We start from the raw sequence: 19,117 nt of genomic DNA on the forward strand, positions 1-19,117 counted from the left end.
TTTGGGTACCTTATTTCAGCAAATTCAAGCCGGTGAACTCTGGGATTTTCACGGCGGTATTCACCCGCCCAGCCGCAAAGAAAGGACCAACCATAAACCCGTTGCGCTGATGGATATACCGGCGCAGTTGTATATTCCGTTGCGCCAGCACATTGGGGTGGCGGGCCAGTTGCAGGTGAAAGTGGGAGAGCGGGTGTTAAAAGGCCAGGCTTTAACCAAAGCCAGCAATGCCATGGCGGTGCCTGTGCATGCCCCCACCTCGGGCCTGATCAAAGCTATTGAACTGCACCCCAGTGCGCACCCTTCGGCACTGCCGGAGCCAACACTGGTGCTGGAACCGGATGGTCTGGATGAATGGCGGCCCCGCCAGCCTCTGGACCCGGATCACTGTGATGCATTCAGTCTGCTCGAACGTATTCAGGATGCCGGTATCGCCGGTATGGGCGGTGCAGGTTTCCCCAGCCATCTGAAGCTCGGCGCCAAACAGCCAGTCGACTACCTGATTATTAACGCGGTGGAATGTGAGCCTTACATTACCGCAGACGACCTGCTGATGCAGGAGCGTGCCAGCGATATTCTGGCCGGCATTGAAATTCTGATGAAGCTGCTGAACCCCAAAGCGGTATTGATTGGTATTGAAGACGACAAACCTATTGCCGCGGCATCATTAAAAGCGGCCATTGGCCAGAAAGAACATATCTTCGTGCGCGAAGTGCCAACCAAATATCCGTCCGGCGGTGAAAAGCAGCTGATCCGGCTGCTGACCAGCAAAGAAGTGCCGGCAGGCCGCCGCCCTGTCGATATTGGCATTGTGATGCAAAACGTCGGCACTGCTTTTGCGATAGCTCAGGCTGTGTTGGACGATATTCCATTGATCCACCGGGTGGTGACGGTCGCAGGGGACACCCTGAATCAGCAGCAGAATATGCTGACCCTGATTGGCACCCCAGTCAGTGATTTGCTCAGTGCCTGTGGCTTTCAGGCCGGGGAACAACAACGGGTTATTATGGGCGGGCCTATGATGGGCTTTACCCTGGCCGACTGGCGTATTCCTGTAGTGAAAACCACCAACTGCATTCTGGCCCCCACTGAAGCCGAACTGCCGGCCGCCCAGCATGAAATGGATTGCATCCGTTGCAGTGCCTGTGCCGACGCCTGCCCGGCCAGCCTGTTGCCACAGCAGTTGTTGTGGTACAGCAAAGCCAGGGATCAGGACAAACTGAAAGAATACAACCTGTCGGACTGTATTGAGTGTGGCGCCTGTGCTTATGTTTGCCCAAGTGAAATTCCGCTGGTGCAGTACTACCGCGTTGCCAAAGCCGAGATCCGCGAAACGCAGCGCGAGGAGCTGAAAGCCGAACAGGCCAAAGCACGCTTTGATGCCCGCACCGAACGACTGGAACGGGAAAAACAGGAACGGCTGGAGAAAAACCAGCAACTGGCGGCCCAGCGCCTGGCGGCGCAACAGGCCAAAGGTGAAGCCGACAGCGCTGCCGCTAAAGTGCAACAGGCGCTGGAGCGGGTGCAGCAACAGCCGCAGCCTGAACTGGACAAAGCCGCAGTGCAGGCCGAACGGGAACGGCGTAAAGCCGAGGCGCTGGCCTACCAGCAACAAAAACGCGCCGCAGAACAAGCCGCGACCCAGGAGGCAGCCGCACAGCCACCCACAGCAGCACCTGAGGCCCCGACAGCGGAAGACCCACGCAAAGCGGCTATTGCTGCCGCGTTAGCCCGTGCCAAAGCAAAAAAAGCGCAGCAGTCTGATGACGCAGCGCCTGCACCAGCCTCAGCAGACAAGGACGCTGAACCAGCCGCAGCAGAGGCGGAGGATCCGCGAAAAGCGGCTGTGGCTGCCGCCATAGCCCGTGCCAAAGCGAAAAAAGCGCAGCAGTCTGATGATGACGCAGCGCCTGCACCAGCCCCAGAAGACAAGGACGCTGAACCAGCCGCAGCAGAGGCGGAGGATCCGCGAAAAGCCGCGGTGGCTGCCGCTATAGCCCGTGCCAAAGCGAAAAAAGCGCAGCAGTCTGCGGACAGTGTGAATGCGGACGCTGCGGCGGATGATTCAGAAACACCAGCAGTCAAACAGCCAGCGCCAGCAATGGCTGAAACAACGTCTGCCAGCGCGGATCCGGCTGCGGCGAAAAAAGCGGCTATAGCCGCCGCTATTGCCAGGGCCAAAGCCAAAAAAGCACAGGATAACGAACCATCATGAGTTTCAGAGTAGCCAGCTCCCCACATCATCACAGCCAGAAAAAAACCAGCAGCCTGATGCGTTGGGTGGTTTTAGCCGCCCTGCCGGGTATTGCGGTGCAGGCCTGGTTGTTTGGTTATGGCGTGCTGGTGCAGCTGTTGCTGGCTATTGTCACCGCTCTGGCGGCGGAAGCTGCGGTGCTTGTGCTTCGCAACAAACCGGTTCAGCTCAGGCTGAATGATTACAGTGCATTGGTCACCGCCGTCCTGTTGGCGGTGTCTGTTCCGTCTTACGCCCCCTGGTGGCTGGTGGTTATTGGCACTGTATTCGCCATAGTGGTGGTGAAACAACTTTATGGGGGTTTGGGCCATAACCTGTTTAACCCTGCCATGGCGGCCTATGTGATGTTGCTGGTGTCCTTTCCCCAGCCGATGACCAGCTGGTTACCAGCCGCGCCACTGCAATCCACAGCCTTAAACCCGGCGGATGCGGTTTGCGCCATCTTCACCAATTACAGCTGCGCCGGCTACAGCACCAGCCAGTTACGGCAGGATGCCGATGGCCTGAGTATGGCCACCCCGCTGGATACCTTACGTACCGATTTAAGCAAAGGCCTCACCACCAGCGAAAGCCAACAAAAATCTGTGTTTGCCTATGGCGCCGGAGAAGGCTGGTTTTGGGTTAACCTGGCTTATTTAGTGGGTGGTTTGGTTTTGCTGCAGCAAAAAGTGATTCAATGGCGTATTCCAGTTGCCATGTTGGGCACCCTGTTCGGCTGCAGCCTGCTCGCCTGGCTGATTTCGCCCGATACCCACGCCAGCCCGCTGTTTCAGCTGTTTTCCGGTGCCGCTATGCTGGGCGCTTTTTTTATTGCCACCGATCCGGTCTCGGCGTCCACCACAGACAAAGGCCGTCTGGTGTTTGGCGCCCTGATTGGTCTGCTGGTGTTTGTGATCCGCAGTTTTGGTGGTTATCCCGACGGCGTGGCTTTTGCCGTGATGCTGGCCAATATGACAGTGCCGCTGATTGACTATTACAGCCGCCCCCGTACTTATGGCCATCAGGCCAAAGGAGGCCGTTAATGCTGAAATTCATCGGAAAAAATGCGCTGATCCTTGGCGTGGCGGCTATCAGCTGCGTATTAGCGGTGGCTGTGGTGAATCAAATAACCTATCAGGAAATAGCCAGGCAACAGGAGCAGAATAAGCTCAACACCCTGGTGGAAGTATTACCAGAGCTCAAAGGCAACAGCGATATTCTGCAAAGCTGCGTGCTGGCGCAAGACACAGTGTTGCTGGGCAAAGCTGCAGCACAGCGCATTTACCGCTACCAGCAGCAAGGGGTCGTAAAAGCTTACCTGGTGGAAACCACGGCGCCCGATGGCTACAGCGGCAATATCGAATTGCTGGCCGCTATCAGCCCGGAGCTGACAGTGCTTGGGGTGCGGGTGCTGGCGCACAAAGAAACGCCTGGCCTGGGTGATAAAATTGAACTGAAACGTCACCCCTGGATTTTGAGTTTCGCTGGCAAGGTGCTGGCTTCGGCCGACGATAAAAGCTTCGCGGTGAAAAAAGATGGCGGCCAGTTTGACCAGTTTGCCGGTGCTACCATTACGCCCAGGGCTGTGGTCAAGGCTGTAAAAAATGCGGCTATTTACATTCAGCAACACCCGGAACTGGCGCAACTGCCAGCCAACTGCGGAGCAGCCAAATGAGCATCTACAAAGACATAGTCCGCCAGGGCTTGTGGCAAAACAACCCCGGCCTGGTGCAGTTATTGGGCCTCTGCCCTTTGCTGGCGGTGACCACCAGTCTGACCAGCGCTTTAGGCCTTGGCCTTGCCACTATGCTGGTTCTGCTCAGCACCAATACCGTGGTGTCACTGGTCCGAAACTTTGTGCCGAATGAAATCCGCATTCCTATTTTTGTCATGGTGATTGCTTCGGTGGTGACAGTGATCGAGCTCTTGATGCATGCCTGGATGTACAACCTGTACCAGGCACTGGGCATTTTTATTCCACTGATTGTGACCAACTGCATTGTGATTGGCCGGGCTGAAGCCTATGCCTCCAAAAATTCGGTGGGGCCTGCCGCCTTTGACGGCCTGATGATGGGCACAGGCTTTGCGCTGGTGCTCTGTACTTTAGGTGCCGTACGTGAACTGGTGGGCTCAGGCTCCTTGTTTGCAGGCGCTGATTTGTTGCTGGGCGACTGGGCCAAAGTGTTGACAGTACAGCTATTTTCGCCGGAAAACCCCATGCTGTTGGCCATTTTGCCACCCGGTGCTTTTTTGGTAATGGGCCTGTTGATCGCCGGGAAAAACCAGCTGGATATCCGTGCCAAAGCCCGCGCCAAACCGGCTGAACAGAAAATATCCCGCGCCCGGGTTACTCACGTAAGCAACTGATGAATAAAGATAAAAGACGCGAAATACTGGAAAGGCTGAGGGCCAATAACCCCAAACCAACCACAGAGCTCGAATACAGCACACCGTTCGAATTGCTGGCCGCTGTATTGTTGTCGGCCCAGGCCACTGATGTCGGCGTCAATAAAGCCACCCGCAAACTCTTTCCTGTCGCCAACACGCCTCAGCAGATCTGGGACCTTGGTGTGGACGGTCTGAAAGAGTACATCAAAACCATCGGGCTGTTTAACTCCAAAGCCGAAAACCTGATTAAAACCTGCCGTATCTTGCTGGATAAACACAAGGGTGAGGTACCGGAAAACCGCGAAGCCTTAGAAGCCTTGCCCGGTGTTGGCCGCAAAACCGCCAATGTGGTGTTGAACACAGCCTTTGGCTGGCCAACCATAGCGGTGGACACCCACATCTTCCGGGTCAGCAACAGAACCAAATTTGCGCCGGGCAAAAACGTCGACGAAGTTGAACAGAAACTGCTGAAGGTGGTGCCGGCTGAATTTAAACTGGATGTGCACCATTGGCTCATCCTTCACGGCCGCTATACCTGCGTGGCCCGAAAGCCTAAATGTGGCAGCTGCCTGATTGAAGATCTATGCGAGTTTGCTGACAAAGCCGACTAGGCCGACAACACTGACTAAAGCGCCTGACTGGCGCACAAACCAAGGAGTTTGACATGCGTATGCTGCATACCATGCTGCGGGTGGGAAACCTGCAGCGTTCCATCGAGTTTTACACTGAGGTGCTGGGCATGACGCTGCTGCGCACCTCAGAAAATACCGAATACAAATACACCCTGGCTTTTGTTGGCTTTCAGCCAGAAAGCGAAGGCGCAGTGCTGGAACTGACGTACAACTGGGGTGTAGAAAGTTACGACTTAGGCAATGCTTATGGTCATATTGCACTGGAAGTGGAAGATATCTATGCGGCTTGTGAGCTTATTCGCAGCAAAGGTGGGGTGATCAGCCGTGAACCCGGCCCGGTGAAAGGTGGTACCACAGAAATAGCCTTTGTCCGCGATCCGGATAACTACGCCATTGAGCTTATTCAGAAAAAAGCCAGCTACAACCAACTCTAAAGGCTGGGGTCAGAGTACTACTCTGACCCCAATCACGTTAGTCCAGCTCAATCCAGACTTTGTCATTCAGTGACATCGCCAGATTATTGTCGTAATAGGCCGCTTCGTTAATAAAGGTCGGGTACACCACGCTGTCGCCGTCGTAAGGCACTTCGGTGCCGTCAAACAAGGTGAAAATCGGATCGCCCGGATGAATGGCCTGGTAGTCCTTGTCCTGCACATTTTTATGCACCATGCCCAGACGCTCGCCTTTTTCGTTCACCGGCAGTTTAATGCTGCGCAGATACAGATAAGCTTCAGTGCGTTTTGGCAGTGGTGGTAAAGCGCCCGTGTTGTACAGCTCCACAAAATCCAGAATATGCCGGGTCATGTCGTGCATCTGCTCCAGCACGTCCTGACGCAGCACCGACTGGGATTGCGGCCCCACTTCCACAATGACCCCATAGGTGCCCAAAGTACACAACAGCGCATGATCCTCACGGGCCAAATGGTCTTCATCACGCGAAATAATGGCTTCTGGCATCTGCATTTTGACATAAGCAGCCAGCTGGTTATAAAAAGGCCCGGCCTGCGTCATGATAAGGCATGCCCCCATATTGCTGGTGGTGTTGTGCAGGTCTATGACCAAATCAGTTTTTGGGTTTTCTTTTGGGCCCAGCAGCTGGTTTATCACTTTGGCCCGGCTTTGTTCGTAGTTAGCAAGCGCCGGGTTATTCAAGTCGGCTGTTTTAAACTGCCGGTTTAAATCGCTGTGCACATAACGTTTATTGGCATGGTGCGCTTCCGGGTTGGCAAATAAGGTTGATACCGAAAAACTGGGCCTCTGGATCAGCTCTGGTTGCTGCTGGTAGCGGCGAATCGCGTAAATACCGGAGAATTCATTGCCGTGTACACCACCAACAATGGCGACAGTGCGGATAGGGGTCATAGATGCAGTCCTCAACGCAAACAGAATGGCCCTAGTATGCCGCTAAACAGATGAAATTGCAGCTTATTTAATAAAAATGCAAAAAATGAATATAAAAATTCAACTCAGGCGGCAGGACGGGTTTCGCTCAGCACCAGGCAGGGAATTTGTAACGCGGCGTATTTGTTTAAGGCTTCACTGAACACCTGATTGGCTTCACAGACACATTGACCACATTGGCTGCCCACCCCCAGTTGCTTGCGGATTTCACGCATACTGGTGGCACCTTCAGCAACTTGCTGGCGAATGGCTTTGTCGGTGACAGCTTTACACAGGCAAACGTACATAATGCACTCACTTTGATTCAGTGAGCGCATCTTAATCTAATCAAGAATGGTTATCAATAGCTAAAAGCAGCGCATCAGAACTTTTCAGTGATAAAAGGCAACGCCAGATCTTCCGGCTGCAGGGTTTCGCCCGCATCAATTTCCAGTGTCGGTGCCAGCGCCCTGCCCTGCAATTCAGCCAGCAGTTCCGCCCATTGCCTGCCCGCCCCACAGAAGGTGTCGCCATAACCCCGGTCGCCCAGCGCTATCACCTGATAGCTTTTGCCGGTCAGTAACGGGAAACGGTCTTTCACGTCGATAAAAAACGGCAGCAGGTTGTCCGGAATATCACCCTGGCCTGTGGTGGAGGTGATCACCAACCAGATATCCGGCGCAAAGGCCAGCAGGTCGTTCAGTTTGGGTTCGACCGACAGCCAGGTCTGATAGCCTTTTTGCTGCAAAATTTTTTCCGCTTCTTCAGCCACATACTGAGCGCCGCCGTACACAGTGCCGACCATAATGGCGATTTTCTTCATCCGTTCTCTCCTAATGCAGATAGCTGGGCTAACGCTGGCTGGCAGTTCAGCATTTGCTGCTGATACCAGGACCAGTCGGTTTGAAATCCCAAACGCGAAAACAAGGATGCCAGATCTGTCAGTGGTGCATCAATCTGCAGCGGCAAACCGGTCAGTGGATGCATCAGTTCCAGCCTGGCTGCATGCAACACCAGCCGGTGGCAGTCAAAATGCTCGCGAAACAGCCGGTTATGCCGGCCTTCGCCGTGGTTCACACAGCCCACCACTGGGTGACGTAAATGCGCCAGATGCCGGCGGATTTGATGCTTACGCCCGGTCAACGGCTGCGCCAATACCAGTGAATAACGGGCCGCCTGGTATTTCCCCACTGCAATGGGCAATTCCACCTGAGCCAGGGGCCAGAAGGCCGTCTGCGCCTGTTGTTTGTCTTTGTCTTGGTCCGCTTTTTTATCGGCAATGGCATCCAGCTCTTCTTTCAGCGGGTAATCCAGTAAACCCGGCGCCCGGAAAAACCCCCGGCACAGCGCCAGGTAATACTTTTGCCAGTGCCTGGCGGTCAGCTGCTCTGTCATCAGCCTGGCCGTATCGGCTGACAAGGCAAACAACAACACACCGGAGGTTGGCCTGTCCAGCCGGTGCAGCGGAAACACATGCTGACCTATCTGATCGCGCAGCTTTTGCAGTGCAAATTCGGTTTCGTGTTTATCCAGGAAAGAACGGTGCATCAACAAGCCGGAGGGTTTATCAATGGCGACCAGCGCGTCATCCCGGTATAAAATCTTCAGCGGCTCAGTCACGGCGGCTTTGTTGCTGGCGTTGTCCGCTGAGCAGTTCATCCAAATCCCCGATACGGTTAATCAGTGCCAGCTTGGCATCATCAATAGGTTGGAAGGCTTCTTCCGCTATAGGGCAGACACTGATTTGACCGGGCAATGGCAAACCACCTTCGAGCAAAGCCCGCATACGGGGCAAAAATACATACTGCAGCCATTGTTGTAAGGGCATGGTGTCGTAACAAAAGGGCATGGTACTTTGCAGCGCAGCGGCGTCTGGCGGGTTCAAACTCCATAACTGCAGTGCTTTCAGCTCTGCTTCAATCTGGTCGAGTAACAAGGCTGCCTGCGGGTTCATAGGTCCTCCAAAAAGACCGCAGTGTATCACAGCCGCAGCCCCCCCTTGCAAAGGGGCGCTGCTGTCGCCATTATTCCCCGGCATAAAAGGAGAAACTGATGGATTTTGTCTGGTTATTATTGGCGGTGATGGCGCTGGCCTACACCTTTTTATTACAACGCAAGCAAGACGAAGTGGCCGAAAAACTGGCGCGTCAGCTCTGCAAACAGCAACAACTGCAATTTCTGGAATGTGCCCGTGACGGCCATCAGTTCAGCCGAATTGACAACAGATTCCGTTGGTTCACCCGCTACAAAGTGGATTTTTCCAGTGACGGTGAAAGCCGTTATCAGGGCGAGCTGCGTTTATCCGGCCTGCGTTACCTGAGTTTTCAGCTGCCCCCCCACCGAATTTAATTTAACCGGCGCAGCTTCTGGTTTAGCTGCCCGGTCAAAAAATCTTTGTACATCACCCAATCTGCCAGCAGGCTGTAAAAAGGGTATTTGAAGGTGGCGGGTTTATTGCGCTCAAACTTAAAATGCCCAACCCAGGCAAAGCCATAACCCGCCAGCAACAGCAACCACCAGTAACGCCAGGCGCCACTCCAGGCAATACCCACCAGCAACAACAGCACCAGGGTCGAGCCGGCGTAGTGCATCTGACGGCAGCGCGGGTCGCGGTGTTCCGACAGGTAATAAGGGTAAAATTCAGCGAAACTTTTAAACTGACTCATCTAATCCACCACTTTTAACGGCGACGTCTGCCGCGGTCTGAACATCAGGGTACCGGACACTTTGGAAAAACTCAGTTTGGTAATTTTCTGGTAATGATCGTCACTGAAGAACTTCAGGTTTTTCTCCAGCGTGACAAACACGCCGACCCCCAGCGAATTCGGGTCCTGCTCCACCACTGAATCCACCGCATGGCGTAAATAATGCCCCAAACCTGAATGCTGATAAGCCGGTGCCACCGCAATAAAGGCCAGCATATGGTAGTGCTGCACCGGCATGGCGGCGTGAATACGCTGTTCTTTGTCCAGCAACTGCTTCATCGACACATAACCTGCCGTCAGCAACATTTTCAGGCGCCAGTGCCAGAACCTGTCACCGCTTAGCGGGGAATCCGGCTCCACCACACAGGCCACGCCCAGTAACTGCTCCTGCTGAAACAGGCCGATCACCGGTTGCTGCTCCTGCCAGAATAAATTCAGTTCTTCACGAATGGTGGCACGCAGACGCTGCTCGTAATCGGCTTTTTCGGCATTGAAGATGTCCATAAACACCGGATCATCGTGATAAGCCTGATACAACAGGGAGGCCGCCAGTTTTAACTCGTCAGCCTCCAATACACGGGCTTTTAAGCTATTGAGATCTAAAGGAACGGGACTTGTCATGGAACTATCCTCTGGTTTTTATACACCATAGCAGTGAAGCAGATTCTTGCCAATGGCAAGGTTTTTTCAGGGGCAGGGTTGAATTGGCTATAGTTAGAGCAGAGTTCAAAATACATCAGAGTGACAACAAGAGGAGTCGCGGTATGCACCAGATCAATCATGACTTACCCAGTTTATTTGCGCAGCTGGGGTTGGATAATTCAGAACAAAGCATGCGTAACTTTATCGAACACCACAAGCTGGCCCCCGACCTGGCGATTGAACGGGCGCCATTCTGGGATCAGTCCCAGGCCGCTTTTCTGGCCGAACAACTCAAAGCCGATGCCGATTGGTCAGAAATCATAGATGAACTCAGTGTGCTGCTACGCTAGCACACTGAGTCCGTATTGCGGTTACAACTGGCGGTACGCTTTATCTCCCCACCCTGTTAACAGGCCGTTGCGGAAAATCAGCGGCGTACATTCATCTTTGCTGGTTTCACCATCGCTATGCTCATGCTGGGTGCGGTAAAACAACACCACAGTGTCAGCACCGTTGCTGGTGAAAGATTCACTGAAATCAGGCGTTCCTAACTGGCTCCGCACGCTGTCCAGTGACGTCCCTGTTTGCAAATTACTGATCACCTGGTTGTTGTGTTTTTGTGTTTTGCGCCAGGCTGACTTTGAACTGTCGTCACCGTCATGCCCCCCCACGGCCACCACACAACCGGACAACGCCATCATCGCACAGGCCACAGTAATTACTTTTAAATAGTTCATTGAGCTTTCCCTTGTCGTTTTAAAAAGTTAGCGGAACAAAGCAAAGCCCGGGCCAAAAATATAACCTCAATAAAATCAATAATATACCCTAAGACACTGGTGAAACCATCAAGTCAGATGGTAAATTTCACCATAAATTAGCCGGATCTTAATCTTTATGAGTCAATTATCCCAACAAGTCGCAGCAGCAGCCCAAGCCCTGCAGCAGGAAGGCAAAGAACCCAGCCTGGCGCTGATCAAAAGCCGGCTGGGCCACCTAGCAATGAGCCCTGCCTTGCTGCAGGCGTATCAGGCCTGGCGCAATGGGCAAGTCACAGCCGAATCGGATGTAGGCCCCGCAGTTCCAGCTGCGGCTTCGGCTGAAGCCAGCGATTTGCAGCAACAACTGAACCGGATTGAAGCCAAACTGGATCTGCTGCTGCAGAAGCTGGCGCCCTGATGTGGGTGGCTGAACTTGAATTTGTGCTGATAGCCGACACCAGCCTGAGCCAGGCTGAACAGGCCATTCGTCAGTACCTGGAGTCGCTGATTTTTCAGGGCCAGTTGCTGGGCCGTGAATTTCCAACCTACCAGACTGAGCAGGGCTTTCACAGCCGGGTGGTGTTGCCCGAACCTGAAGCACTGCACCAGCAGTTTCATAGTCAGCGTGGTCTGCAGGCATTGCAGCAGCTGGCCGCTGCGGGTCTGGGCTACCCAAAAATCCACTTGCTTGGGCAGGATTTAATGTCCAACCACACTGCACCGGCCAATGAAACAGCAGCGCTGATCCAGTTTTGCAGCTTCAGTGCAATGAATTCCGTCCTCTACTGCGCCGAACATTTTGCCCCCGTCCCTTTGTACCGGCTGCGCCGGGGGGCAGATGATTTTGAACCGCTGATCCGCTGGCAACTGCAGTACCAGGCACTGGATGAAATACAGATGCAACAACACCGGGTGCTGCCACGCCAGGCAGAGCTCAGCCTGCAACAGTTTGGCAGTGCACTGAATCAAATGGGCTACCGCCAGGCCCGGGCGCTCAGCACCGAATTACACAAGCCTGTGTATTACTACCTGTACAGTGGCAGCAGCACCGATTGTGCCAGCGAAGCGCACAAACTGTGTCCTGGCTGTGGCGGCCAGTGGCGGTTGGAGCAGCCCTGGCACCAGCTGTTTGATTTTCGCTGTGAACGTTGCCAGCTGCTGTCCAATATCGCTTTTGAATGCAGTTGAGAGGTGGCGTCAAAACCGCAGTTGCGTCAAAAACTGTGACAGATCCGGCGCCAGGCAATCGCTGACTTCCCGGCCCACCTGTTCCAGATAAATTTCACCAGTGCTGAGCAAAATGGAAATCAGGTAATCATCGTCATCGGTGGCCGCGATAAACACCGTCTCCTGCTGTTTCAGCCGCCGTTTCATCAGCACGTGCGCAATAATATTCTGTTGCAGCCGTTCAAAGTCGGCCTGGTGCCAGGCCATCAGCAACTCCACAGCGCCACGTTCATGTTGCACCGACAAACCAGCGCCCAGCCAGCCGCCATAAAACTCTTTTAACTGCTGTGGGAAAGGCAGCGCCAGTGCCTGTTCCAGCGCCGAAAAATCCAGCAAGGGCTGTTGCGCTACAGGCTGCCACCTGACCTGCTGATCCAGGACCTCCCCAAACTGGCAAGGAGAACACTGCGCCGGATCGGCCCAGGTCCAGAGCTCTGGGTATTTCTGCAGGTAAGTTTCGATAAACTGCTGGTACTGAACAAGAAAGGCGCTCGGCATCACAACTCACTTCTGTGCTAAAATTGCCGCCATTCTAACTTGGTTCCCGCACAGATGACAAAAATCCAGACAGAAGCACTGGCCGGTTTGACCTTGGGCCAGAGCACCACTTACATCGACCAGTATTGCCCGACGCTGCTGCAGGGCGTGCCACGCAGTTTGGGCCGTCAGGCCATTGGTTTAACGGCTGATTTGCCTTTTACCGGCCAGGATATCTGGCATGGTTATGAGCTGTCCTGGCTGAACCCCAAAGGCAAACCTATGGTGGCGCTGGCCACTTTTGTGGTGCCTTTTGATACACCCAACCTGATTGAATCCAAGTCATTTAAGCTGTATCTGAACAGTTTAAATCAGAGCAAATTTGCCGATATCAGTCAGCTCTACCGCACCTTGCGTGACGACTTAAGTCGCTGTGCCGGTGGTTCGGTGCAGGTGACCTTGCACAATGTCAATGAGCTGTCCGCCTTCCAGCCGACCTGGCTGCCTGGCCGCTGTATTGATGAGCTGGATATCGAGGTCGACGAGTACGATTACAATCCGGCTTTGTTGCAACTTCAACCTAACGCCACTCTGGTGGAAGAAAAACTGCATTCGCATTTGCTGAAATCCAACTGCCTGATCACCAGCCAGCCCGATTGGGCCAGCCTGTATATTCACTACAAGGGCCAGGCACTGGAGCATGCCAGCCTGCTGAAGTACCTGATCAGCTTCCGCGGCCACAATGAATTTCATGAACAATGTGTCGAGCGGATTTTTTCCGATCTCTGGCAACTGGCAGCCCCGGAATTTTTAACTGTGTATGCCCGTTACACCAGGCGGGGTGGACTGGATATTAATCCGTTCAGAAGCTCAGGCCAGGCCGATGTGCCGCAGTTCCGTCTGACCAGGCAATAGTAGGTCCACCAATAAAAAAAACCGCCGAAACGGCGGTTTTTTTTATTGGAAACTCAGAGTTAGTTGTTGTCTTCTGTCGCTTCAATCAGCGTTTCAGCAAACTCTTCAGGGCCAATCACCACACCTGGTTGTTGTGCGTGTGGGAATACGGCAATAGCCAGCTCGTCACCGTTCAGACCCGCCGTCCATTTGTCCAGCCATACGGCCACGTCCACCGCCTGCGCCTGACACTGAGCCCAGTCGCCGTTAATCCACTGCTCTGCCAGCTCGGCATGAGGCCAGACCGGAATACAACGCTCATCGTCGGCGTCCACCAGCACAAAACCTTCTTCATCAACCAGGATCCAGATTTGCTCTGTATCAGCCACGGCGTTGACGAAATAGTCATAACGCTGCTCTGCATCCAGTTCAGCCAGTTTGTTCAGATCGTCTGCTGTTAATTCATAGTTCATCGGTTGTCCCCTCAGGCGCCAGAAAAGGCGCGTATCATGACTGAAAGTGGCCTGCCCCGCCAGCGAATTTTATGGTGCTGTGGTGACCGCAAGACGCACTGGTACCTGCGGATAACAGACATCAATATTGCCATTGCCTTTGTGCTGATAAAATACATGGGTGCGCGAACGTCGCTCCGCCAGTCCTTGGGTGAATTCGGCCCCCGAGGTGTTCATCCACTCCAGTGGCAGCTGCTTGTCTGCGGCCAAATCCGACCCCAGCCGGGCACTTTTAATCTGGGTACGTTGCGCCGCATTGGAAATCACACCGCCTTGTTGAGTGTCACCACGCCGGATGCGGTTCAGCACCGACTGGCCCCACACCACTTTGCCCAAAGCCGACATATTTTTATCCAGGTGGCGCGGCGCCTGCCCCATCATAATGGCTAAATCGGCCACCCCGGTGTCTGGCTCATTGGCACGCGCCAGATTCACTACACCGGCACAATGCACCAGCCATTCCTGGCCTTTTTCCCGAGCCACCGCAAAGCCCTGATTAAAGCCGGTTTCTTCGGCCAGTAAATCCGGCTTCTGCACCAGCAGGTAGTCATCACCAGGCCGCACCGGCCAGCTGAATTCGGCTTTCATCGGTTCAAGTTGGGCCCGTTTGCCCCATTCGTGCTCCGGTACACCAAACTGAGCGACGAAACCTTCAATCACCCGGTAAAAGCTGACACCGTCATAAAAACCAGCCTTGGTCAGTTGTTTCACCCGCTCAACATGACGCGGTGCAAACTGGCTGGCCAGCAGGATCACCAGCGTGCCCTGATCAGTGTCCAGATACAATAAATCCTGCTGCGGCAGCGTCTGCCAGTTGGTAGGTTTATTTTGTGCCTGCGCAGAGGCCGCCCCAAGCGTCAGACCTGCAGCCAGCAACGCCAGTGGTATCCATTTTTTCATGTCATCTCCAAAGGGAAGAACCAGATCACTGCAGCGTACCGCAGGCCTTTGCCTGTCGCAACCAGCAGGAAAAACCAAAGGAAACGCGTCCGGAGCACTCCGGCTATCAATGTCAATGGGTCGCCAACGACAGGTAACCAGGCAAATACCAGGCTAAAAAGGCCATACCGCTGAAACTGAGTGCTGGCGTTTTGCAGTTGTGCGGGGCTAAAAGGAAACCAGCTTTTATGCTGAAACAGACTAAGCTTCAGGCCAAGATACCAATTCAGCACTGAACCCAAGGTATTAAACAGTGTCGCTACCCACCAGAGCAGCAGTGGGACATACCCTTGCTGCAACAGGCCCATCAGCACCAACTCAGAACCCAACGGCAACAGAGTGGCCGATACCAGAGCGCTCAGCGCCAGACTGGCGTACGCCAGCAGTTCAGACCCCATCAGCGCTACACCGCCTCCCGGCAGACTGGGTTAAGCAAACAACACCAGTACACTGAGCCTCAGCCAATACAGCAGTAAAAACACAGCCCCCAGCAAATACAGGCTGAATCTTAACCTGACGTTATTGCTGCCGGTATGAACCACGCAATGGGCCAGCCGGCTTAACACAAAACTCCAGCCCAACAGCACCAGCGGCCATTCCGCCAGCCCGGCAGGCAAAGTCAAAGCCACAGCGGCGAAATACAGCACCGGCAACTGAAACTGGTTGTCAAAGTTGCGGCTGGCGGTGATCACCGCTTCGTTGGCCCCCGTCAAATTCATGGTACGAAAAGCCTGCAGCGGAAATTCTTTATTACGTGCAGCGGCAAAACGGCGCCGTCCCATCAGCACCATCACAGCCAGCGTCAGCACCACCTGCACCAGCACAGAACCAAACAGCCACTTATCCATCTTTTTTGTTACTCCACACCAGAGCTTGTTGAGATTGCACGCAGTGTACGTGCTTGTCGTGATTCTGTCATGTTCCCCCGCTAGATTGGTTTTTTGTTATAGTGCGCCGGACTTTCAGAAGGAATGACGCGATGGCGCAATTGTATTTTTATTATTCGGCGATGAATGCCGGTAAATCGACGGCACTGCTGCAAAGCGCTTACAACTACCAGGAACGTGGCATGCAAGTGGCCCTGTTTACTGCAGCTATTGATGACAGGTTTGGGGTGGGCAAAATCAGCTCACGTATCGGCTTGTCGATGGACGCGCAGATTTTCGATGCCGGTTTTGATTTTGTCAGCCATTGCCGGGCCCTGCTTGCCGAAGGGCCATTGGATTGTGTGCTGATTGATGAGGCCCAGTTTCTGAGTAAAAACCAGGTCCGTCAGCTGACCGATGTGGTGGACACACTGAAAGTGCCAGTGCTGGCTTTTGGCCTGCGCACCGACTTTCTCGGCGAAACCTTTGCCGGCAGTCAGGCTCTGTTAGCCTGGGCCGACAAACTGATTGAATTAAAAACAGTCTGTCACTGTGGCCGTAAAGCCAACTTTGTGGTGCGGCTGGACCAAGATGGCCAGCCGGCGACGACCGGCAGCCAGGTGCAGATAGGTGGGAACAATCAATACGTCTCGATGTGCCGGGCCCATTTTAAGGAGTTGGTCTGGCGGGACTAACGGAGCATGAATGCGGGTGTTGTATGGAATTCAGGCCACTGGAAACGGTCATATCAGCAGAGCCAGGGCCATGGGCAAATACCTGCAACAGCAGGGTGTGCAGGTGGATTACCTGTTTTCCGGCCGGCCAGCTGACCAGCTGTTTGATATGGAGCAATTCGGCCGCTATCAAACCCGTACCGGTCTGAGTTTTGTTACTGAACAAGGCCAGGTCAATTACCTGAAAACTGCGCTGCAATCTCACCCTTTCCAGCTGTGGCAGGATGTGCGCCAACTGGATTGTCGCAGCTATGACCTGGTGCTGACCGATTTTGAGCCCGTCACAGCGCTGGCTGCGCGTCGTCAACAGGTTCGAGCCGTTGCCTTTGGTCACCAGTATGCCTTTTTACATCCGATCCCGATGACGCATGACAATTGGATCAGTCGCAGTGTATTCCGGCATTATGCGCCAGCCGAGCAACAAATAGGCCTGCACTGGCACCATTTCGGTCAACCCATTCTGCCGCCAATTGTGGATCTTGATGCCCATACTCCGCCGCCTGAAGCCGATTTGGTGCTGGTGTATCTGCCCTTTGAAGCGCCAGAACAGGTGCTGAACTGGCTTCGTCCCCTGACAGGTTTCAGATTCCGGCTCTATGGTCCAGGCCTGCTCAAAGCAGACCTGGGTCACATCTCAACCTCCCCGCCTTGCCTGGCCGATTTTAAACAGGACTTACACCGCTGTACTTTTGTCCTTTGCAACGCCGGTTTTGAGCTGGTCAGTGAAGCTTTGCAGCTGAAAAAGCGTATTCTGGTGAAGCCTTTGCTGCGCCAGATGGAACAGGAATCCAATGCGCTGGCACTGACCAGGCTGGCGCTTGGCAGTGCCTTGCCACAACTGAACAGCCAGCAGATTGGCCACTGGCTGCACAGCGATGCCCTCTATCAGCAGGTGCAGTACCCGAACGTGGCCAAGCGACTCGCCACCTGGATAGCCCAAGGGGCTGAAGCCAGTTCGCTCGACCCAAAAAGCTGGTGGTAAACAACAGGTTAAAACTAACCTTGTAACATATTTCGGCTGCAGACAAGCTATAACTTTGTGGTAGTCTGGTCCAGGTTAAACAGGGACTGCAGCGTGGCATCGAAACAAAGCTTTTACCGCAGCAAAAAAGTGCTGGTCATTGAAGATTATGAGCAGGTCATCGCTTATATGCGCAGCATGCTGACGCTGATAGGCTTTGAGCAGATGATCTTTGCCCGCAATGCCGAAACGGCCATTGCGGCCTGTCGGCGTCACGACTTTGATTTTGTGCTTTGTGATTACAATCTGGGGGAAGGCCGCGACGGTTATCAGCTGTTTGAAGCCATGAAAGCCGAGCGTTGTTTGCAGCCATCCTGCTGCTTTATTGTGATCAGCGGCGAACGTCAGCGCCAGGCCGTGTACGGCATGATCGAGTTTTTGCCTGACGATTACCTGCTGAAACCTTTCAGTTATGCCGAACTGCAACGCCGTATTGACCGCGCCTTTCATATAAAACACAGCCTGAAAGATGCCTATCAGGCCATTGCCGATGAGCAGTTTGAACCCGCATTACAACGCTGTGATGAAGCAGAACTGGCCCACCCCGAACACAGCAATTACATCATCCGGCTCAAAGGCGAGTTGCTGGTCAAACTCGGCCGTTTCAGTGAGGCTGAACAGCTGTACCAGCATAAACTGGACGATCGGGAGCTGGCGTGGGCCAAACTGGGCCTGGCTGTAGCCAAAGGTTACCTGGATAAAAGCGAGGAGGCCGAAGAGATGCTGCTCGATTTGGCCGAACAGAATGAAACCCGGATTGAAGCACTGGACTGGCTGACCCGTCTGTACCTGAGCCAACATAAACTGGAGCAGGCTTTTGAGACAGTGCGCACCGTCGCCGATGCCTCACCGAAAAACTACCTGCGCCAGCATGTGCTGGCCAACCTGGCTGTCGTCAATAATCAGCCTGAACTGGCAGTGCAAATTCACCGCCGTTTACTCGAAGCGGCCCGCTATTCCATTCATGATACGGCCGACAATATGCTGAACTACGCACGGGCCCTGGTGCAGCAGGCGCAACAGCAAAAGCCCGGCGAGCGCCGCCAGACGCTGCAGCGGGTAGAACATTTTCTGAAAGACATCAAAAAGCGCTTTCATCCAAGCACCTATGAAGCCGATAAACTGGTGCTGGATGCACGGGTGGCCGCCTTGGAAGGCAAAGCCGATCAAGCCCGGCAGTATCTGAAAAAAAGTGAAGATTTAAGTCAGCTCAAAGCCCCCAGTGCATCAGGGTTGCTGGACAGAGCCAGAGCTTATTTTGAAAGCGGCAATCTGGCGATGAGCGACCATTATATGGAAGCGCTGAACTCGCAATCACAAAGCGCCGATCTGTACCACAAAGCCATCAGCACCATGTTGCTGTCCGAACAGCAGAAGTACTCGCAAAAGCGCAGTACCATGCTGTCGAGCCATAACGCCGGTATTGAGGCATATAGCCAAGGCTCGTACTCAGAAGCGATCAGCTATTTTATTGAAGCGCAAAAAGCCATGCCAGCCAATGTCAATATTGCCTTGAACCTGTTGCAGGCCATCAGTCAGCGTGGCCGCCTGAACGAAGACTTATTGTTTCTGGCGCATAAATGCATGAATGTGATTGAGCAGGAAGCTGAGCTGCCAAAAGATCAGCGCAAGCGTTACCAGTACATCCGTAAACAAATTGAACAGATGATATAAAAAAGGCACTTCAGTTGAAGTGCCTGTGTCCGCAG

The 19,117-nt window shown here is 53.8% G+C and carries 27 protein-coding genes; 14 read left to right on the plus strand and 13 right to left on the minus strand.

Features of this window, described 5'->3' with window-relative positions; genetic code table 11:
- The first annotated feature begins 1 nt into the window (after nt 1).
- From rsxC to gloA, 6 genes are read left to right on the plus strand one after another with little or no spacing between them, the layout of a single operon-like run.
- Nucleotides 2-2,215: an electron transport complex subunit RsxC gene (rsxC, locus tag WKJ04_RS02485; protein WP_337878964.1), complete on the plus strand. Its 2,214-nt coding sequence runs from the start codon at nt 2-4 to the stop codon at nt 2,213-2,215.
- On the plus strand, nt 2,212-3,276 hold the full coding sequence (gene rsxD / locus WKJ04_RS02490; protein WP_337878965.1) for an electron transport complex subunit RsxD: 1,065 nt from the start codon (nt 2,212-2,214) through the stop codon (nt 3,274-3,276). The genes rsxC and rsxD overlap by 4 nt, the downstream gene beginning before the upstream one ends.
- Nucleotides 3,276-3,908, plus strand: coding sequence for an electron transport complex subunit RsxG (rsxG, locus tag WKJ04_RS02495; RefSeq protein ID WP_337878966.1), 633 nt, complete (start codon nt 3,276-3,278; stop codon nt 3,906-3,908). The genes rsxD and rsxG overlap by 1 nt, the downstream gene beginning before the upstream one ends.
- Nucleotides 3,905-4,600, plus strand: a complete 696-nt coding sequence (locus tag WKJ04_RS02500) for an electron transport complex subunit E (protein ID WP_337878967.1) — start codon at nt 3,905-3,907, stop codon at nt 4,598-4,600. The genes rsxG and WKJ04_RS02500 overlap by 4 nt, the downstream gene beginning before the upstream one ends.
- The gene (gene nth, locus WKJ04_RS02505) at nt 4,600-5,232 is read left to right on the plus strand and encodes an endonuclease III (protein ID WP_337878968.1); all 633 of its coding nucleotides are present in this window, start codon (nt 4,600-4,602) and stop codon (nt 5,230-5,232) included. The genes WKJ04_RS02500 and nth overlap by 1 nt, the downstream gene beginning before the upstream one ends.
- Before the next feature lie 53 nt (nt 5,233-5,285).
- Nucleotides 5,286-5,687 (plus strand): lactoylglutathione lyase, encoded by a 402-nt coding sequence (gene gloA / locus WKJ04_RS02510; protein ID WP_337878969.1) that lies wholly within the window; start codon nt 5,286-5,288, stop codon nt 5,685-5,687.
- A gap of 37 nt (nt 5,688-5,724) precedes the next feature.
- On the opposite strand, the gene WKJ04_RS02515 is transcribed toward gloA, so the two are convergent.
- From WKJ04_RS02515 to WKJ04_RS02535, 5 genes are all read right to left on the minus strand, one after another.
- On the minus strand, nt 5,725-6,615 hold the full coding sequence (locus tag WKJ04_RS02515) for an aspartoacylase (protein WP_337878970.1): 891 nt from the start codon (nt 6,613-6,615) through the stop codon (nt 5,725-5,727).
- A gap of 104 nt (nt 6,616-6,719) precedes the next feature.
- Nucleotides 6,720-6,941 (minus strand): bacterioferritin-associated ferredoxin, encoded by a 222-nt coding sequence (locus tag WKJ04_RS02520; protein ID WP_337878971.1) that lies wholly within the window; start codon nt 6,939-6,941, stop codon nt 6,720-6,722.
- Nucleotides 6,942-7,015: 74 nt separating this feature from the next.
- A complete protein-coding gene (locus tag WKJ04_RS02525) occupies nt 7,016-7,456 on the minus strand; it encodes a flavodoxin (RefSeq protein ID WP_337878972.1) in 441 nt (146 codons plus the stop codon).
- The gene (gene truC / locus WKJ04_RS02530; protein WP_337878973.1) at nt 7,453-8,292 is read right to left on the minus strand and encodes a tRNA pseudouridine(65) synthase TruC; all 840 of its coding nucleotides are present in this window, start codon (nt 8,290-8,292) and stop codon (nt 7,453-7,455) included. Before truC ends, WKJ04_RS02525 begins: the two co-directional genes overlap by 4 nt.
- Nucleotides 8,246-8,587 (minus strand): YqcC family protein, encoded by a 342-nt coding sequence (locus WKJ04_RS02535; protein WP_337878974.1) that lies wholly within the window; start codon nt 8,585-8,587, stop codon nt 8,246-8,248. The genes truC and WKJ04_RS02535 overlap by 47 nt, the downstream gene beginning before the upstream one ends.
- Nucleotides 8,588-8,685: 98 nt before the next feature.
- On the opposite strand from WKJ04_RS02535, the gene WKJ04_RS02540 reads away from it, so the two are divergent.
- Nucleotides 8,686-8,982, plus strand: coding sequence for a DUF3301 domain-containing protein (locus WKJ04_RS02540; protein WP_337841019.1), 297 nt, complete (start codon nt 8,686-8,688; stop codon nt 8,980-8,982).
- On the opposite strand, the gene WKJ04_RS02545 is transcribed toward WKJ04_RS02540, so the two are convergent.
- Nucleotides 8,979-9,299 carry a DUF962 domain-containing protein gene (locus WKJ04_RS02545; RefSeq protein WP_337878975.1) on the minus strand — a complete coding sequence of 107 codons (321 nt, stop codon included), beginning with the start codon at nt 9,297-9,299 and terminating at the stop codon, nt 8,979-8,981. The genes WKJ04_RS02540 and WKJ04_RS02545 overlap by 4 nt on opposite strands.
- The gene (locus tag WKJ04_RS02550; RefSeq protein WP_337878976.1) at nt 9,300-9,959 is read right to left on the minus strand and encodes a GNAT family N-acetyltransferase; all 660 of its coding nucleotides are present in this window, start codon (nt 9,957-9,959) and stop codon (nt 9,300-9,302) included.
- 143 nt (nt 9,960-10,102) lie between these two features.
- On the opposite strand from WKJ04_RS02550, the gene WKJ04_RS02555 reads away from it, so the two are divergent.
- Nucleotides 10,103-10,330, plus strand: coding sequence for a DUF2789 domain-containing protein (locus tag WKJ04_RS02555; RefSeq protein WP_337841022.1), 228 nt, complete (start codon nt 10,103-10,105; stop codon nt 10,328-10,330).
- Between the two features lie 21 nt (nt 10,331-10,351).
- On the opposite strand, the gene WKJ04_RS02560 is transcribed toward WKJ04_RS02555, so the two are convergent.
- Complete coding sequence (locus WKJ04_RS02560; RefSeq protein ID WP_337878977.1) at nt 10,352-10,717, minus strand: DUF3192 domain-containing protein; 366 nt, start codon at nt 10,715-10,717, stop codon at nt 10,352-10,354.
- A gap of 157 nt (nt 10,718-10,874) precedes the next feature.
- On the opposite strand from WKJ04_RS02560, the gene WKJ04_RS02565 reads away from it, so the two are divergent.
- Both WKJ04_RS02565 and WKJ04_RS02570 read left to right on the plus strand, forming a co-directional pair.
- The gene (locus WKJ04_RS02565) at nt 10,875-11,156 is read left to right on the plus strand and encodes a hypothetical protein (protein ID WP_337878978.1); all 282 of its coding nucleotides are present in this window, start codon (nt 10,875-10,877) and stop codon (nt 11,154-11,156) included.
- Nucleotides 11,156-11,926: a DUF2310 family Zn-ribbon-containing protein gene (locus WKJ04_RS02570; protein WP_337878979.1), complete on the plus strand. Its 771-nt coding sequence runs from the start codon at nt 11,156-11,158 to the stop codon at nt 11,924-11,926. Before WKJ04_RS02565 ends, WKJ04_RS02570 begins: the two co-directional genes overlap by 1 nt.
- A gap of 9 nt (nt 11,927-11,935) precedes the next feature.
- Here the strand turns inward: WKJ04_RS02570 and syd are convergent, their stop codons facing one another.
- A complete protein-coding gene (syd, locus tag WKJ04_RS02575; RefSeq protein WP_337879037.1) occupies nt 11,936-12,463 on the minus strand; it encodes a SecY-interacting protein in 528 nt (175 codons plus the stop codon).
- A 54-nt stretch (nt 12,464-12,517) separates the two neighbouring features.
- On the opposite strand from syd, the gene queF reads away from it, so the two are divergent.
- Nucleotides 12,518-13,357, plus strand: a complete 840-nt coding sequence (gene queF / locus WKJ04_RS02580; RefSeq protein WP_337878980.1) for an NADPH-dependent 7-cyano-7-deazaguanine reductase QueF — start codon at nt 12,518-12,520, stop codon at nt 13,355-13,357.
- A gap of 59 nt (nt 13,358-13,416) precedes the next feature.
- Here the strand turns inward: queF and WKJ04_RS02585 are convergent, their stop codons facing one another.
- The 4 genes from WKJ04_RS02585 to WKJ04_RS02600 all read right to left on the minus strand — a co-directional run bounded on the left by WKJ04_RS02585 (nt 13,417) and on the right by WKJ04_RS02600 (nt 15,635).
- The gene (locus tag WKJ04_RS02585; protein WP_337841028.1) at nt 13,417-13,809 is read right to left on the minus strand and encodes a DUF2750 domain-containing protein; all 393 of its coding nucleotides are present in this window, start codon (nt 13,807-13,809) and stop codon (nt 13,417-13,419) included.
- A gap of 69 nt (nt 13,810-13,878) precedes the next feature.
- Nucleotides 13,879-14,748, minus strand: a complete 870-nt coding sequence (locus tag WKJ04_RS02590; protein WP_337878981.1) for a peptidylprolyl isomerase — start codon at nt 14,746-14,748, stop codon at nt 13,879-13,881.
- The gene (locus tag WKJ04_RS02595) at nt 14,745-15,185 is read right to left on the minus strand and encodes a YqaA family protein (RefSeq protein WP_337878982.1); all 441 of its coding nucleotides are present in this window, start codon (nt 15,183-15,185) and stop codon (nt 14,745-14,747) included. The genes WKJ04_RS02590 and WKJ04_RS02595 overlap by 4 nt, the downstream gene beginning before the upstream one ends.
- A gap of 30 nt (nt 15,186-15,215) precedes the next feature.
- Nucleotides 15,216-15,635 carry an MAPEG family protein gene (locus WKJ04_RS02600; RefSeq protein ID WP_337878983.1) on the minus strand — a complete coding sequence of 140 codons (420 nt, stop codon included), beginning with the start codon at nt 15,633-15,635 and terminating at the stop codon, nt 15,216-15,218.
- A gap of 131 nt (nt 15,636-15,766) precedes the next feature.
- On the opposite strand from WKJ04_RS02600, the gene WKJ04_RS02605 reads away from it, so the two are divergent.
- From WKJ04_RS02605 to WKJ04_RS02615, 3 genes are all read left to right on the plus strand, one after another.
- Nucleotides 15,767-16,348, plus strand: coding sequence for a thymidine kinase (locus tag WKJ04_RS02605; RefSeq protein ID WP_337878984.1), 582 nt, complete (start codon nt 15,767-15,769; stop codon nt 16,346-16,348).
- A 10-nt stretch (nt 16,349-16,358) separates the two neighbouring features.
- Nucleotides 16,359-17,369, plus strand: a complete 1,011-nt coding sequence (locus tag WKJ04_RS02610) for an MJ1255/VC2487 family glycosyltransferase (RefSeq protein ID WP_337878985.1) — start codon at nt 16,359-16,361, stop codon at nt 17,367-17,369.
- 93 nt (nt 17,370-17,462) lie between these two features.
- Nucleotides 17,463-19,082, plus strand: a complete 1,620-nt coding sequence (locus WKJ04_RS02615; RefSeq protein ID WP_337878986.1) for a response regulator — start codon at nt 17,463-17,465, stop codon at nt 19,080-19,082.
- Nucleotides 19,083-19,117: the final 35 nt, after the last annotated feature.

It is taken from the genome of Rheinheimera sp. (assembly GCF_037442345.1).
Lineage (GTDB): Bacteria > Pseudomonadota > Gammaproteobacteria > Enterobacterales > Alteromonadaceae > Pararheinheimera.

Bases quoted from the DNA above. Each gene is read 5' to 3' on its own strand.
- WKJ04_RS02560 (WP_337878977.1), bottom strand. From the start codon at position 10,717: ATGAACTATTTAAAAGTAATTACTGTGGCCTGTGCGATGATGGCGTTG.
- WKJ04_RS02535 (WP_337878974.1), bottom strand. From the start codon at position 8,587: ATGAACCCGCAGGCAGCCTTGTTACTCGACCAGATTGAAGCAGAGCTG.
- WKJ04_RS02595 (WP_337878982.1), bottom strand. From the start codon at position 15,185: ATGGGGTCTGAACTGCTGGCGTACGCCAGTCTGGCGCTGAGCGCTCTG.
- WKJ04_RS02565 (WP_337878978.1), top strand. From the start codon at position 10,875: ATGAGTCAATTATCCCAACAAGTCGCAGCAGCAGCCCAAGCCCTGCAG.
- gloA (WP_337878969.1), top strand. From the start codon at position 5,286: ATGCGTATGCTGCATACCATGCTGCGGGTGGGAAACCTGCAGCGTTCC.
- rsxG (WP_337878966.1), top strand. From the start codon at position 3,276: ATGCTGAAATTCATCGGAAAAAATGCGCTGATCCTTGGCGTGGCGGCT.
- WKJ04_RS02515 (WP_337878970.1), bottom strand. From the start codon at position 6,615: ATGACCCCTATCCGCACTGTCGCCATTGTTGGTGGTGTACACGGCAAT.
- WKJ04_RS02520 (WP_337878971.1), bottom strand. From the start codon at position 6,941: ATGTACGTTTGCCTGTGTAAAGCTGTCACCGACAAAGCCATTCGCCAG.
- WKJ04_RS02600 (WP_337878983.1), bottom strand. From the start codon at position 15,635: ATGGATAAGTGGCTGTTTGGTTCTGTGCTGGTGCAGGTGGTGCTGACG.
- WKJ04_RS02555 (WP_337841022.1), top strand. From the start codon at position 10,103: ATGCACCAGATCAATCATGACTTACCCAGTTTATTTGCGCAGCTGGGG.
- WKJ04_RS02545 (WP_337878975.1), bottom strand. From the start codon at position 9,299: ATGAGTCAGTTTAAAAGTTTCGCTGAATTTTACCCTTATTACCTGTCG.
- rsxD (WP_337878965.1), top strand. From the start codon at position 2,212: ATGAGTTTCAGAGTAGCCAGCTCCCCACATCATCACAGCCAGAAAAAA.
- WKJ04_RS02500 (WP_337878967.1), top strand. From the start codon at position 3,905: ATGAGCATCTACAAAGACATAGTCCGCCAGGGCTTGTGGCAAAACAAC.
- WKJ04_RS02585 (WP_337841028.1), bottom strand. From the start codon at position 13,809: ATGAACTATGAATTAACAGCAGACGATCTGAACAAACTGGCTGAACTG.
- WKJ04_RS02590 (WP_337878981.1), bottom strand. From the start codon at position 14,748: ATGAAAAAATGGATACCACTGGCGTTGCTGGCTGCAGGTCTGACGCTT.
- WKJ04_RS02570 (WP_337878979.1), top strand. From the start codon at position 11,156: ATGTGGGTGGCTGAACTTGAATTTGTGCTGATAGCCGACACCAGCCTG.
- WKJ04_RS02525 (WP_337878972.1), bottom strand. From the start codon at position 7,456: ATGAAGAAAATCGCCATTATGGTCGGCACTGTGTACGGCGGCGCTCAG.
- WKJ04_RS02610 (WP_337878985.1), top strand. From the start codon at position 16,359: ATGCGGGTGTTGTATGGAATTCAGGCCACTGGAAACGGTCATATCAGC.
- truC (WP_337878973.1), bottom strand. From the start codon at position 8,292: ATGAACTGCTCAGCGGACAACGCCAGCAACAAAGCCGCCGTGACTGAG.
- WKJ04_RS02540 (WP_337841019.1), top strand. From the start codon at position 8,686: ATGGATTTTGTCTGGTTATTATTGGCGGTGATGGCGCTGGCCTACACC.
- WKJ04_RS02550 (WP_337878976.1), bottom strand. From the start codon at position 9,959: ATGACAAGTCCCGTTCCTTTAGATCTCAATAGCTTAAAAGCCCGTGTA.
- WKJ04_RS02605 (WP_337878984.1), top strand. From the start codon at position 15,767: ATGGCGCAATTGTATTTTTATTATTCGGCGATGAATGCCGGTAAATCG.
- queF (WP_337878980.1), top strand. From the start codon at position 12,518: ATGACAAAAATCCAGACAGAAGCACTGGCCGGTTTGACCTTGGGCCAG.
- nth (WP_337878968.1), top strand. From the start codon at position 4,600: ATGAATAAAGATAAAAGACGCGAAATACTGGAAAGGCTGAGGGCCAAT.
- syd (WP_337879037.1), bottom strand. From the start codon at position 12,463: ATGCCGAGCGCCTTTCTTGTTCAGTACCAGCAGTTTATCGAAACTTAC.